Here is a 13013-nt window from a genome sequence, read left to right on the forward strand (position 1 = left end):
GGTCAGCCGGCCCAGTTCCCGGACACGAACAGCAGGAACACGGCCGACTGCACGAGCGTCGTCAGGTACATCCAGCCGTACAGCACCGGTCGCAGCGCGGGTCGGCGCTGTGCCGCGAGCACCATCGCCACGTAGATCACCAGGCACGGCAACAGGTACCGGTGCACCGAGACCACGTTGCTGTTCAGCGTGAACATCACGAACGACGCCAGGCCGAAGGCGGCCAACGGGATGCCGTCCTTGCGCAGCGCCACGAACGTGTACACCGAGCACGCCAGCAGCACGAGCAGCCCGACCGTCGGCAGCAGGTGGCTGAGCACCTGCCAGTTGTCCGGCCGCCCGCTCGCCAACGCGTCCCACGAGGCGACGACCTCGTGGTACATCGTGCCGAGGATGTTCGGGTTGGTCTGGTGGTAGCCCCACGTCGTGACGGTGTCGTAGGCGTGGAACATCGCCAGCGCGTCACCGTTCACGACCTTGAGCACCACCGCGTACGCGACCACCCCGAGCCCGGCCGCCGGGAACCACAGCAGGTTCCACGACAGCAGGCCGCGCGGCTTCCACTCCTTGCTGCGCCAGAACTCCAGGAAGCACAGGCCGACGAACAGCACGGCGGTGATCCGGGTCGCGGTGAGCGGGATGAGCAGCAGGCCCATCCACACCCACTGGCGGCGCAACGCGAACAGGAACGCCCAGAACCCCAGCGCGCAGAACACCGCTTCGCTGTAGAAGGCGTGCATGAAGAACGCCGTGGGCGCGGTGAGGAACGCCGCCACGGTCAGCCACGCGGCCCGTTCGCCGGTCAGGAAGTGCCGCGCGATCTTGAGCAGCGCGGTCGCCGCGAACCAGGACGCGAGCCCGTTGACCACGAGCCCGGTGGCCAGGAAGCCGAGCTTGCCGAACGTGATCGTCTGCACGATCCACAGGCAGAACGGGAAGAACGGGTAGAACGCGTGCACCCACGGCGTGGCCTCGTTGCCGTAGCCGCCCAGGGTGATGTTGTGGAAGTTCTCCGCGTCCCAGCGGTAGGTGTGGGACAGCAGGGTGGCGTCCGGGCCGAGCACCTTGACCGGGTAGCCCTCGCCGATCGGCAGCGAGCCCTGGAACAGCACGGCGACCGCGGTGAGCACCGCGTGCCAGGCGAACACCAGGGCGAACGTGCGCGCCCAGTCCGACGCGGCGAGCGCGCGCCACCGGGAGTCGGGGCGGGTGGGGCGGTTGTCCGGCGCTTGGACGGCCGGCGTCATCACATCCGTCATCAGACGGCTTCCTTCGGTCTGAAGACGAGCTTGCTGTACAGGACGTAGTTCCACACGAGGGTGAAGGCCAGCGCGATCAGCTTCGGCCCCACCACCGCGACCAGCTCGGGCGTGCCGGCGAACAAGCCGCCGGTCAGGCTGATCACGATCGGCTGCACCACCCACAGCCCGACGGCCGTGACCAGCGCGAACAGCACGATCTGGGTGCGCAGGTCGCCGCCTCGGGCGCGGAAGGTGAACGAGCGGTTCAGGGTGAAGCTGCACACCATGCCCGCGGACGTGGAGACCAGGTTCGCCACGAACATCGGCACGCCCGCGAGCGACAGCAGGGTGTACGCGACCAGGTCGACCATCGTGTTGGCGATGCCGACCAGGCCGAACCTGATCTTGGTGGCGAGTTCCGGCTTCACGACAGCAGGCTCTTCGCGGCCGGGGCCGCCGGCGGTGCGGTCACCTGCTTCGCGCCGGTGTGCACGGACGCGACCGCGTACAGCGGCCGGCCCTGCGCCTGCGCGTACGTGCGGCCGATGTAGCTGCCCAGCACGCCCAGCATGGTGATCTGGATGCCGCCCAGGAAGAACATGCCGATGGTGATGAACGCCCAGCCGGGCACGGCGGTCTCCGGCGCGAACAGCCGCACCGCGCCGACGTAGACGATGCCCAGGAAGCTCAGGAACGAGATGAAGTAGCCCAGCCGGCTGATCAGCCGCAGCGGGGCCACCGAGAAGCCGAGGATGCCGTCCGCGGCGAAGCGCATCATCTTGCTCAGCGGGTAGCCGGTCACGCCCGCGTGCCGCTCGTCGCGGTCGAACAGCACGCCGGTCTGCCGGAAGCCGATGTAGCTCACCAGGCCGCGCAGGAAGCGGTCGCGCTCGCGGTACTTGCGCAGCTCGTCCACGACCTTGCGGTCGATCAGCCGGAAGTCGCCGGTGTTGCGCGGGATGTCGATCGAGGCGACCTTGCGCAGGAACCAGTAGAACGCACTCGCGGTCAGCTTCTTGAACGCGCTGTCCTGGCGGGAGCGGCGCTGGGCGTAGACGACCTCGTAGCCCTGCTCCCACTTCTCGATCAGCTCCAGGCTGACCCGGGGCGGGTCCTGCATGTCGCTGTCCATGATCACCACGGCGTCCGCGTCGGCCAGGTCCAAGCCCGCGGTGACCGCCATCTGGTGGCCGAAGTTGCGGGCCAGCTCGATCACCGTGACCCGGTCGTCGGCGTCGGCCAGCGCCCGCAGGTGGGCCAGCGAGTCGTCCTTGCTGCCGTCGTCCACGTAGATGAAGTTCACGTGGTAGCGGTCGGCGATCTCGGCCGTGATGTCGGACACGGTCTTGTGCAGCAGGTCGATGTTCCCGGCCTCGTTGTAGATCGGGAAGACGTAGGTGATGGTCCGCTTCGTCCCGTCGGGGTGCGCCTCGGAGCTCACAGGCCAACCGTCCTTTAACGTGTTCGCGACATGGGGAGGCCCGGCCGGATCCGGCATGGGGATTCCGGCGGCACTATACGCAGTCGAAACGGACATCCGGTGGTCGGGTACCGTGTGCCGGCTCGTCAAAGGCGTAGGGGAGAGGCAGTTCCGCGTGCTGACACATGCCGAGTACATGGCCATGCGCCGGTTCCCCGCGCTCGACGGGCTGCGCGCGGTCGCGGCCGTGATCGTGGTGGTGTCCCACTTCGCCGGACCGAAGTGGACGTGGGTGTCCGGCTGGGTCGGCGTCTACATCTTCTTCGTGCTCTCCGGCTTCCTGATCACGACGTTGCTGCTGCGCGAGCAGTCGTCGGCGGGGCGGATCTCGCTGAAGTCGTTCTACATCCGGCGGGTGTTCCGCATCCTGCCGCCTTACCTGGTGATCCTCGGGTTCATCGTGCTGTTCTGCGCGTTGCGCGGGGAGTTCTACAGTCGCGAGTTCCCGACCGCGCTGCCGTACTACCTGACGTTCTTCAACGAGTTCCTGCCCGAGGCCAACCCGACCGGGCCGAACAACTTCTTCAGCGGTTCGTGGACGCTGGGCATCGAGGAGAAGTTCTACCTCTTCTGGCCGGCGCTGATGGTCGTGGTCGGGGTGGCGGCGGTGAAGCGCCGGATCGCCGTGGCGGTGGCCGCGCTGGCCGCGATGGTGCTGCTGATCCCGTTCACCGGCGGCTGGATCATGGACTACTCGCTGACCCTGCTCTACGAGTCGACCGTCCACTACGCGATCCTGCTGCTCGGCGCGCTGCTGGCCATCCTGATGCACAACAAGCGGTCGTTCGCGCTGGTCGCGCCGTTGACGCACCCGCTGGCGGCGGTGCCGGTCGTGGGCGCGTTCCTGCTGCTGCACGTCAACATGACCGACCTGTGGGCGAGCACCCGCAACAACCTGTGGTTGCTGCTCGGTTACGCGGTGTCGGTGGCGCTGCTGCTCGTGGTGCTGGTGTCGCGCGGCCCGGTGCGGTGGCTGCTGTCGACGGCGCCGATGCGGTTCGTGGGCGACCGGTCGTACTCGCTGTACCTGATCCAGGGCGTCGCGCACTTCATCGTCGTGCTGACCATCCCGCGCTTCGCGGTCAACGGCACGACGACCGCGATCGTGGTGGTCGTCGTCTCGCTGCTGATGGCCGACCTGGTCTTCCGGTGGTTCGAGAAGCCCGCGATCGCGTTGGGCCGCAAGATCATCACGCGCGGCCGGCGCAAGGCCGAGCCGCCGGCGGAGCCCGCGGTCGAGCCCGCGCCGGCACCGTCCACCGCCACGGCCTGAGCGCCCGGCGCCCGGTCGGTCAGGGCCGGGCGAGCGCGTCGGCGAGCCTGCGCAGCCACCCGGGCAGGTCGCCCTCGACGTCGGGCCGGTCGGAGCGGAAGTTGTCCCAGTCCACTTCGAACTCCAGCACGGACGCGGCGGTGAAGCCGTCCGCCTCCGCCGCGAGTTCGGGCCGGATCAGCTCGCGGACCAGGTCCAGCGAGACGGTGGTGTGCTCGGCGAGCAGCACCGCGTCGTAGAGGTCCTTGCCCTGCGGGTGCATGTCGGTGGCCAGCCACTGGAGCTTCCACGCGAGCGACAGGCCCGGCGAGGCGGCCAGGACGGACGTTCCCAGCGGCGGGATCACGGCGGTGACCGGCGGTTCGGGCAGCGGTTCGCCGAACACCAGGTCCACCTGCACGGTGCCCTGCGGCAGACCTTCGACGTCGAACGGGAACACCAGCCTGCGGCCGGGGACCCGCTCGTAGGTCCAGATGTGCTCGGACACCGCCAGGTCCGCCCGCAGCCCGGGGCCGGGGTCGCCGGCGACCCCCGCGACGAGCCCGGCGAGCAGGTCCCGAGCCTGCGGCCCGTCGTGCGCGAACGACGTCGGCACGACCACGAAGTCCAGGTCGCCGGGTTCTCGCGCCGCGTCGCCGTACCACGCCTTGAGCAGCACGCTGCCGCGCAGCACCAGGTTCCCGGCCGAGGGCGAGGCCGCCACCAGCGCCAGCACGTGCGCCATCGCGGCTCGTCGGGCGGCCCGCCACCGCAGCCCCTCCGCCGGGTCCCCGAACACCGGTTCACCCGCCCGGAAGGCCCGCGAGAACTGCTTGACGGCCGGTTCGAACGCGGCGCGCTGCCGGATGTCGCGCCCCGGCTCGACCCGCAGCGGCAGGTAGGTCGACGGGTAGTCCGGCGTGCCGGCCGGCGCGGTGCGCGCCCGTTCGTCGAGGTGGTGCCACCACGTCTGGTCGTCGGAGGTGAACCAGCCCCGGTCGACGTGCAGCGCGTCGTCGTCCACGACGTACTCCTCTTCGACCTCCAGCACCTCGAACGGACTGCTCTCCAGCGTGGTGACCAGCGCTTTCAGTCGTGCGCTCGCGGTTGCCCGGCCGACTCCGGGGCAGCGCTGGGTGACGAAGCGCTCCTCGCGGGAGTCGTCGTGCTCGCGCCGGGCGTTGCGCGACACGCGGGCGTCGTGCGGCTCGACCAGAGTGGACAGTGCGTACCTGGCCTCCCGGTCCTCGGTGGGCAGCAGCACCTTCACGTGGTGTTCGAAGTAGCGGTCCGGCGGAGCGTCCTCATCGGACCGGGGCACGCCGTCGTTCCAGGGTGCCGCTTCGACCTTCACCCGCAGCACGTGCAGCCCGGCGCCGACGACGGCGGACTTCCACCGCTCGGCCAGTCCGCGCAGTTCGGCGAGGGTGCCGCTGCCGGGCACGGTCAGCATCGGCTGGACGGGGGTCGCACCCCGGGCGAGGACGATGTGGCTGAACTTCACGCCGTGCGACCGGGCGAACGCGGCGAGTCCGCCCACCTCCCACTCGGAGCCGGTGAGGTGGATTTCGAAGTCGCCGGAGATCATGGGACGCATCCTGGCACCGACCGGGCCCCGCCCCGCCGGGATTTTCCGCTCAACGGGCGCGCAGCCGCTCCAGCGTCCGGTCGAGTTCGTCGCGCAGCACCCGGCGCGCGGCCCCGGGGTCGCCGGCCGCGATCGCGTCGACCAGGGCCGCGTGGGCGGGGTCGCCGGTGTTCGGGTCGGTGACCCGCAGCGCCAGCAGTTCGACCAGGTCGACCAGGGCGCGCTGGAGGACCGGGCGGAAGTCGGCGAACACGGCGTCCAGCACGGGGTTGTGGGCCGCCGCCACGACGGCCGCGTGCAGGTCGATGTCGGCGGCCACGAACTCCGCGTCGCCCGCGGCCGCGCGCCGGGCGGCCAGCGCCGCGCGCAACGCCGTCAGGTCGGCGTCGGTCCGCCGCCGCGCGGCCAGTGCGGCGGCTTCCACCTCGACGGCCACCCGCACCTCGTAGACGTCGGTGACGGCCGCGCGGCGCAGCGTGGTGGGCCAGTCCTCGTCCGGGGTGGTGGCCAGCACGAAGACGCCCGCGCCCTGGCGGGCCTGCACGAGGCCGGCGCCGGCCAGCGCCCGCAGCGCCTCGCGGACCGTCGACCGGCCCACGCCCAGGGACGTGGCCAGCGCGGTCTCCGCCGGGAGCTTGCCGCCCACCGGCCACTCGCCGGCCGCGATCCGGCCGCGCAGGTGGTCGACGGCCTGCTCGACCAGGGGCGAGGGCCGCAGGAGTCCCGGGGGCATGTGACCCACCTCTCGTCACTCCTCAGGTTGTCTGAGGAGTTGGTTCGTGGCTATCTTAACCCCGTGTCGTTCCGGGAACTCCTCCTCCTCGGTCGCCGCTGCGGGGCCTGACCAGGACCGGCCGCCCCCCAGCGGGTGCCGGGCCGTGCCGGTCGTCCGTCCGACCCGAGTGGGAGCGACCCCCGACCATGACCATTCCCGACGTCCCCGCGCCCGAGGCGCCCCGGTGGAACCGGCAGCGCCCGAGCGCGATGCCGCACCACCGCTACCGGCCCGCCCACGACCGGGTCGAGGTGCCCCTGGTGGACCGCACCTGGCCGACCCGCCGGATCGAGCGTGCCCCGCTCTGGGTGCCGGTCGACCTGCGGGACGGCAACCAGGCGCTGGCCGAGCCGATGGACACCGCCCGCAAGCGCCGGTTCTTCGACCTGCTGGTGGCCATGGGCTTCAAGGAGATCGAGGTCGGCTACCCGTCGGCCAGCCGGACCGACTTCGACTTCGTCCGCCACCTGGCCACCGAGGGCGCGGTGCCCGACGACGTCACGGTGGTCGTGTTCACCCCGGCCCGCCGCGACCTGGTCGACCGCACGGTGGACTCGGTCGAAGGACTGCCCGACGTGGTCGTGCACCTGTACACGGCCACCGCGCCGACCTGGCGGGACGTCGTGCTCGGCCGCTCGCGCACCGCGCTGCACGGGATGATCCTGGACGCGGCCGGTCACCTGGCCCGCCGGGTCGGCGACCGGCCGGGCGTGCGGTTCCAGTTCTCGCCCGAGGTCTTCAACCTCACCGAGCCGGACTACGTGCTGGAGGTCTGCGACAGCCTGACGGAGTTGTGGGACGCGGCCCCCGACCGGCCGGTGATCCACAACCTGCCGGTGACCGTGGAGATCGCCACGCCCAACGTGTACGCCGACCAGATCGAGTACATGGACCGCCACCTGACCCGCCGCGAGTCGGTGATCCTGTCGGTGCACCCCCACAACGACCGGGGCACGGGCGTGGCGTGCGCCGAACTCGCGCTGCTGGCGGGCGCGCAACGGGTCGAGGGCTGCCTGTTCGGCAACGGCGAGCGCACCGGCAACGTCGACCTGGTCACGTTGGCGCTCAACCTGTACACGCAGGGCGTGAACCCGATGATCGACTTCTCGGACATCGACGCCGTGCGCGAGGTGGTGGAGCACTGCAACCGCCTGCCGGTGCACGTGCGGCACCCCTACGCCGGCGGGCTGGTGCACACCGCGTTCTCCGGCACCCACCAGGACGCGATCGCGAAAGGCATGGCGCACCACGCGAAACAGGCCGCCGAACTCGGCGTGCCGGCGGGCGAAGCGCCCTGGGACGTGCCGTACCTGCCGATCGACCCCGGCGACCTCGGCCGCACCTACGAGGAGGTGATCCGGATCAACTCGCAGTCCGGCAAGGGCGGCATCGCCCACCTGCTGCGGCAGCACCACGGACTGGACCTGCCGAAGGCGCTGCGGCCGGACTTCTCCCGGGTGGTCCAGGAGATCACCGACGAGACCGGCCGGGAGCTGGCGCACGAAGAACTGCGGGAGCTGTTCGGCGCGACCTACCTCGCTCCCGCGCTGGACGGCGCGGTGACCTTGGCATCGTGGTCCGCCCAGGTGGTCGACGGCGAGCACCGGTTCTCGTGCGTGCTCAAGGTCGACGGACGCGAAGGTGCGTACGAGGGCGTCGGCAACGGCCCGCTCTCGGCGTTCACGGATGCCTTGCGGGCAGCCGGAATCGTGGTCGACATCCTGTCCTACTCCGAGCACGCGACCGACGTGGGGCCGGGGAGCCCGGCCGTCGCGTACGCCGAGTGCCGGGTGGACGGCGTCGCGCGGTGGGGATCGGGTTGGGACACCTCGATCCTGACCGCGTCCGTGCACGCGGTGCTCGCCGCGGTGAACCGGGCACGCGCATGACCGCCGTGCTCGACGTCCGGGACGTGGACGTGGTCCGGGACGGCAACCTGATCCTGTCCGAGGTGTCGCTGACCGTGCGGGCGGGCGAGCACTGGGCGCTGCTCGGCCCCAACGGGGCGGGCAAGAGCACGTTGCTGGGCCTGCTCGGCGCGATCCGGCACCCCACCCGGGGCACCGTCGACGTGCTGGGCCACCGGCTCGGCCGGGTGGACCTGCGCGAGCTGCGGTCGCACGTGGGCCACGTCGACCCCCGGCACGGACCGCGCTCGCCGCTGACCGTGCGCGAGGTCGTGCTGACCGGCCTGACCAACACCGCGGAGTGGGTGCCCCGGTGGCGGCCCGACGCGGGCCAGGTCGCCGCCGCCGACCGGCTGATCGGGTTGCTGGGACTGGACGACCGCCGGGACGCGCCGTGGACCGTGCTGTCGCAGGGCGAACGCGGCCGGGCGCTGATCGCGCGCGCCCTCATGCCCAGCCCGCGCCTGCTGCTGCTCGACGAGCCGGCCACCGGCCTGGACGTCGGCGGCCGGGAACGGCTGCTGGAACGGCTCGACCTGCTCCGCGACAGCTACCCGGGGCTGGCGTCGGTGCTGGTCACCCACCACATGGAGGAACTGCCCACCGGCACCACGCACGCCGTGCTGCTGCGCGAGGGCCGCGTGCTGGCCGCCGGGCCCGCCGACGCGATCCTGACCAGCGACCAGGTGAGCAAGTGCTTCGACCACCCGATCCGGCTGACCAGGGTCGACGGGCGGTGGGGCGTGCGCGCGGCCCGGCGCTGACCGCGCTCCGGCCGTTCGGGGTCTGCCGTTCGGGCGTTGCCCGGCACCCCCGGACGGCCGGGCCGGTGTTATGGGGATCTGGGAGTGGGGGAGCGGGGCGGCGCGTCGGTACGGTCCGCCCAGACGACGAGCACGCACCGTGCGCGGCCCTGCCATGACCCGCGCGCGCCCCGCTCCGAAACGAGGTTCCCTGTGAGTCGTAAACGCAGTCTGCGCGTGGTGATCGCGCTGCTCGCCCTGACCCTGGGTCCGGGCACCGCGGCCGCCGCCGTCCCCACGGCCGCCGCCGCACCGTATTGCTACGACGAACCGTCGCAGCCGACGGCGAACGTGAGCGACCTGAAGGCGTCGTTCAACTCCTCGAACTGGATGCAGACCCTCCAGGCCGTGTACAAGCGGCGCTGGCCCAGCGGGGAGGCGCTGGCCATCGCGCAGGCCAAGGACCAGTACTGGAACCAGTTCGTGAACAAGTCCAGCTTCGACGGCTTCGCCGAGTCGATGATGGTGGCGATCCACGAGGAGACCCACATGTGGGACCTCGACCCGGCGCGGACCCGGTGGAACGTGCACACCGCCGCGTGGATCAACGCCTCCCGGCAGGCGACCGTCGTGCCGCTGCACGACGGGTTCGCCCGCAAGGAGATCATCCCGCTGATCAAGGACAAGTACTCGGACTCGATGGACGGCATCTACCTGCGCGACCGGACGCAGGGCGACTACCACCTCCAGGGCGTGCTGGCCGAGCTGAACGCGGGCCTGACCGGCCTGCCGGCGGTGACCGTGCTGCAGGAGTTCATCAAGGGCGTCGGGGCGAGCAACGCCCGGGACATCGCGGCCACCAACCTGCGGTACCTCCTGCTGTACCTGCGGGTGGCCAAGGACCGGTACCCGAGCTACTGGGCGAAGATCAAGAACGAGCCCAAGCTGCGCGACCTGGTCCTGACCCAGTTCCTGCGCACGGCGTACTGGCTGGAGAAGTCCGCGCCCTACACCGGCAAGCTGGGCGGCCCGAACGCCGACAAGATCACCGCGGCGAACTACGCGCCGGAGAACATCTCCGTGCTGGAGGAGTTCACCGGGCAGCGGGTGCGGGTCGACACGCAGAAGCACTGCACGCTCTAGCACTGTCCACTGTGGATCCCGAAGCGCCCGGTGTCGGTGGGTCCGACGCCGGGCGCCTCGGCGTCGCCCTGGCAGGTTCGTGCCGGCGGGCGTGGCACGGCGTCCGCGCGGTGCAGCATGGTGCCACCGCACAGGGGAGGGGACGGCGTCCATGGCACCGCGCGTCGGGACGGTCGCCGCCGTCCTGTCTCTGCTCGCCGCCCTGACCGGCTGCACGACGGTCAGGGGCAATCCCGTGCCGGCGTGGCAGGACCGACCGGCCGCCGCGACGACGTACACCGCGCCGAGCACCGCCGAGCCCCGGACGCACACCCCGACGTACCCGACGCGCGAGCCGCTGGTGCCCGCCGCGATCGACCGGGTGTTCCAGGTCTACATGAACGGCCTGGCCAACCACGACATGCTCGCGTTGAGCAGCGCGAGCTGCCCCCGGCTGCGGCACACCCTGCTGGGCTTCGCGCTCCACGGCTACTTCGTCGGCCGGTGGGAGCTGCTGCCGTACGAGATCCCGCCGGAGGTCGAGCACGTGACCGTGCAGGCCCGGCTGACCCGGCTCGACGTCGACACGGGGTACGAGTCCGGCGAGGTCGTCTACTCGTGGAACGTCGAACGCGACGGCCAGGACTACTACGTGTGCGGTTGGCTGAACTACCAGGACCGCTAGCCGTAGGCGAGGCTGCCGATGCGGTCGGTCAGGTCCTGGATCTCCCGCTGCTGCGGGGTTTCCGGCTCGAACGCCACTCCTGCCTCGCGCAGCAGGGCGCAGCAGACCGCCAGGAACCCGGACGCCAGCACCCGGTACTCCGGGTGCGCCGTCACCGAGCTGTCCAGCAGCGCGCGCACGAACGCGGTGAACGCCGACAGGTCGATCTCGACCGTGTCGCTCGCGTCGTACCGGAACCCGTGGTCGAGGCCGTGGTCCCGCGCCAGGCGCACCGCGATCGTCTCGAACAGGCCGCCGACGCGCAGCGCCGGGGACCAGGCGATCCCGTCGCCCAGCCCGAAGTAGAAGCTCACCCGACGACCCCCGGCACTCTCAGGTCCACTCCCAGCGCACACCGTACATACCCGATTTCACGTCCTGCGCCGCGACCAGCGCGCTGCGCCGGTCGACCAGGTCGATCTCCCGGTCGGCCCTGGGCTGCGACCAGGTCGGCGCCTCGAACCGGTGGCAGCGGATGGGCAGCATGGCCTGGTCGAAGCTCACCTGGAGCACGTAGAGCGACACCGGGGTGGTGAACGCCCGGAAGTACTCGCGGTCGAACACCGGCTGGCCCATGATCGAGCGGTATTCCAGCGAGAACACCTCGCCGGACCGGTAGGAGCGTTCCAGCAGCAGTTCCGCGCCGACCACCCGGCGGGCGTGGTCGCGGCGCACCCGACCCAGCCGGCAGCGGTCGACCGCTTCGGTGCGGACCAGGTCGAGGTCGTCCGCCGAGTCCGCGAAGTTCACCGAGAAACAGCGGCTCACGCCGTCCCGCACGGCTTCCGCGACGGATCGGGTGCGGACTTCGCGCAAGGTCCGGTCCGGATTGACCCGGACGTGTTCCTCGACGTAGAGCAGGCGGATTCCGTCGAATTTGTCCGGGCTGATCTGGTCGACCAGTTCGGCGACCGCGTCCGATTGCGGCAGCACGTCGGACCGGGGGTGCCCGGCGGTGTGCCGGCCGCGCGGCCGGCGCGGGCCGAGCAGGGTGAGCAGCGCGCCGGAGGCCAAGCCGAGCAGTACTTCCAATTCGGTGACCGCGCGTAGCGAGCCGGGGCGTTCCGGTCGGTTCGTGCCGGATTGCCAGCTACTCAGCGCCGCCACCGAGACGGGCGTGCCGCGCCGGGCCAGCCGCGCCTGCACGCCCTGCAACGTCAACCCGCTGCCGCGAATGGCGGAGCGCAGCGCGCCGCTGAACGTCGTACCGGCGTTGCTTCCCATGCCACACCTCCGACTGCGCCCGTGGCCCCGGGCCGCACCCGGAATTACAGGGTTTTTCCAGGATTGGGCCCGGCGTCGCCTGGAAATCGTATCCCACCTGCACCTCCCGGATCGCCGTCCGACCGGCCGTACGGGGAGTCCACAGGGCGATACGCGTTCCCCTTGTGGCCGACCGGTCGGCCAGTACGGTGAGGCTGTCCTGCTTTCCGATCGGCGAATCGCAATTCCCCTGCGCTGATCGGGAATTATCCCTGCGGGTCGACTTCTCCCCCTGTCAGAACGGAGTTGACAATTGCTTCGCAGAATTCTCGCGGCGGCCACCGGGGTCGCTCTCTCGGCGCTGGTGCTGGCCGCGCCCGCGGTCGCCGCCCCGGCGCAGATCCAGGCCCGGTCGATCACGGTCAGCGGCGGTGGCGAGTACGCCTCCTACGTGCCGCAGGCGATCCAGATCTGGAACAGCAAGGTGCCCAACATCCGGATGTCGCAGGTCTCCAGCGGCGGCAACATCCAGATCTCGGTGACCAGCAGCGGCGGTTCGCGCGCCTCCATCGGCCACGGGTCGGGCTGGATCATCCTGGACCGCACGCAGATCAACCAGGGCTACTCGCCGCTGCGCGTGGTCGTCCACGAGATGGGCCACTCGCTCGGGTTGCGCGACAACTACAACGGCGACTGCAACATCCTGATGTCGGGCGGCAGCGCGGGCACGGCGTGCCGCAACCCCAACCCCAGCGCCGGTGAGGCGAACTGGGTGAACCAGAGCTTCGCGGGCGGCTTCCGGGCCGAGCGGAGCGGGCCGGTCGAGTGGGCCGTGGACTCGTGGCCGGCACCGGCGGAGGCGCTCACCGCCGCGTGAGGTGACTTGCCCGGTCCCCGCAGGGTGGGTCGGGCGGGCTGAAGGGTGCGCACCCTCGCCGGTGTGCGGGTGGACGGTATCGCGGCCGTCCACCCGCACAT

At 71.1% G+C, this 13013-nt stretch carries 13 protein-coding genes; 6 read left to right on the forward strand and 7 right to left on the reverse strand.

Features of this window, described 5'->3' with window-relative positions:
• Positions 1–2: 2 nt before the first annotated feature.
• From AC0HI0_RS47215 to AC0HI0_RS47225, 3 genes are read right to left on the reverse strand one after another with little or no spacing between them, the layout of a single operon-like run.
• Positions 3–1259 carry a mannosyltransferase family protein gene (locus AC0HI0_RS47215; RefSeq protein WP_480929977.1) on the reverse strand — a complete coding sequence of 419 codons (1257 nt, stop codon included), beginning with the start codon at positions 1257–1259 and terminating at the stop codon, positions 3–5.
• On the reverse strand, positions 1259–1669 hold the full coding sequence (locus tag AC0HI0_RS47220; protein WP_480929978.1) for a GtrA family protein: 411 nt from the start codon (positions 1667–1669) through the stop codon (positions 1259–1261). Before AC0HI0_RS47220 ends, AC0HI0_RS47215 begins: the two co-directional genes overlap by 1 nt.
• Positions 1666–2682, reverse strand: a complete 1017-nt coding sequence (locus AC0HI0_RS47225) for a glycosyltransferase family 2 protein (RefSeq protein ID WP_480929979.1) — start codon at positions 2680–2682, stop codon at positions 1666–1668. Before AC0HI0_RS47225 ends, AC0HI0_RS47220 begins: the two co-directional genes overlap by 4 nt.
• 154 nt (positions 2683–2836) lie before the next feature.
• Here AC0HI0_RS47225 and AC0HI0_RS47230 point away from each other — a divergent pair, with 154 nt between their 5' ends.
• Positions 2837–3994, forward strand: coding sequence for an acyltransferase family protein (locus AC0HI0_RS47230; protein ID WP_480929980.1), 1158 nt, complete (start codon positions 2837–2839; stop codon positions 3992–3994).
• Between the two features lie 19 nt (positions 3995–4013).
• Here the strand turns inward: AC0HI0_RS47230 and AC0HI0_RS47235 are convergent, their stop codons facing one another.
• A complete protein-coding gene (locus AC0HI0_RS47235) occupies positions 4014–5561 on the reverse strand; it encodes a nucleotidyl transferase AbiEii/AbiGii toxin family protein (protein ID WP_480929981.1) in 1548 nt (515 codons plus the stop codon).
• Positions 5562–5610: 49 nt separating this feature from the next.
• On the reverse strand, positions 5611–6294 hold the full coding sequence (locus tag AC0HI0_RS47240) for a FadR/GntR family transcriptional regulator (protein ID WP_480929982.1): 684 nt from the start codon (positions 6292–6294) through the stop codon (positions 5611–5613).
• Positions 6295–6482: 188 nt separating this feature from the next.
• Between AC0HI0_RS47240 and leuA the strand changes: the two genes are divergently transcribed.
• The 4 genes from leuA (at position 6483) to AC0HI0_RS47260 (ending at position 10793) form a co-directional block, all read left to right on the forward strand.
• A complete protein-coding gene (leuA, locus tag AC0HI0_RS47245; RefSeq protein WP_480929983.1) occupies positions 6483–8225 on the forward strand; it encodes a 2-isopropylmalate synthase in 1743 nt (580 codons plus the stop codon).
• Positions 8222–9007, forward strand: a complete 786-nt coding sequence (locus AC0HI0_RS47250; protein ID WP_480929984.1) for an ABC transporter ATP-binding protein — start codon at positions 8222–8224, stop codon at positions 9005–9007. Before leuA ends, AC0HI0_RS47250 begins: the two co-directional genes overlap by 4 nt.
• A 192-nt stretch (positions 9008–9199) precedes the next feature.
• Positions 9200–10129, forward strand: coding sequence for a hypothetical protein (locus AC0HI0_RS47255; RefSeq protein ID WP_480929985.1), 930 nt, complete (start codon positions 9200–9202; stop codon positions 10127–10129).
• Between the two features lie 151 nt (positions 10130–10280).
• Positions 10281–10793: a hypothetical protein gene (locus AC0HI0_RS47260; protein WP_480929986.1), complete on the forward strand. Its 513-nt coding sequence runs from the start codon at positions 10281–10283 to the stop codon at positions 10791–10793.
• Here AC0HI0_RS47260 and AC0HI0_RS47265 read toward each other — a convergent pair.
• Together AC0HI0_RS47265 and AC0HI0_RS47270 are read right to left on the reverse strand one after the other, a co-directional pair.
• A complete protein-coding gene (locus AC0HI0_RS47265) occupies positions 10790–11146 on the reverse strand; it encodes a DUF6086 family protein (RefSeq protein ID WP_480929987.1) in 357 nt (118 codons plus the stop codon). The two genes, AC0HI0_RS47260 and AC0HI0_RS47265, sit on opposite strands and share 4 nt — an antisense overlap.
• A gap of 19 nt (positions 11147–11165) precedes the next feature.
• The gene (locus AC0HI0_RS47270) at positions 11166–12056 is read right to left on the reverse strand and encodes a hypothetical protein (protein ID WP_480929988.1); all 891 of its coding nucleotides are present in this window, start codon (positions 12054–12056) and stop codon (positions 11166–11168) included.
• A 292-nt stretch (positions 12057–12348) separates the two neighbouring features.
• Here AC0HI0_RS47270 and AC0HI0_RS47275 point away from each other — a divergent pair, with 292 nt between their 5' ends.
• Positions 12349–12912, forward strand: a complete 564-nt coding sequence (locus tag AC0HI0_RS47275; protein WP_480929989.1) for a snapalysin family zinc-dependent metalloprotease — start codon at positions 12349–12351, stop codon at positions 12910–12912.
• The last annotated feature ends 101 nt before the right edge of the window (positions 12913–13013 follow it).

The organism is Saccharothrix sp. NBAS 001, assembly GCF_056640475.1.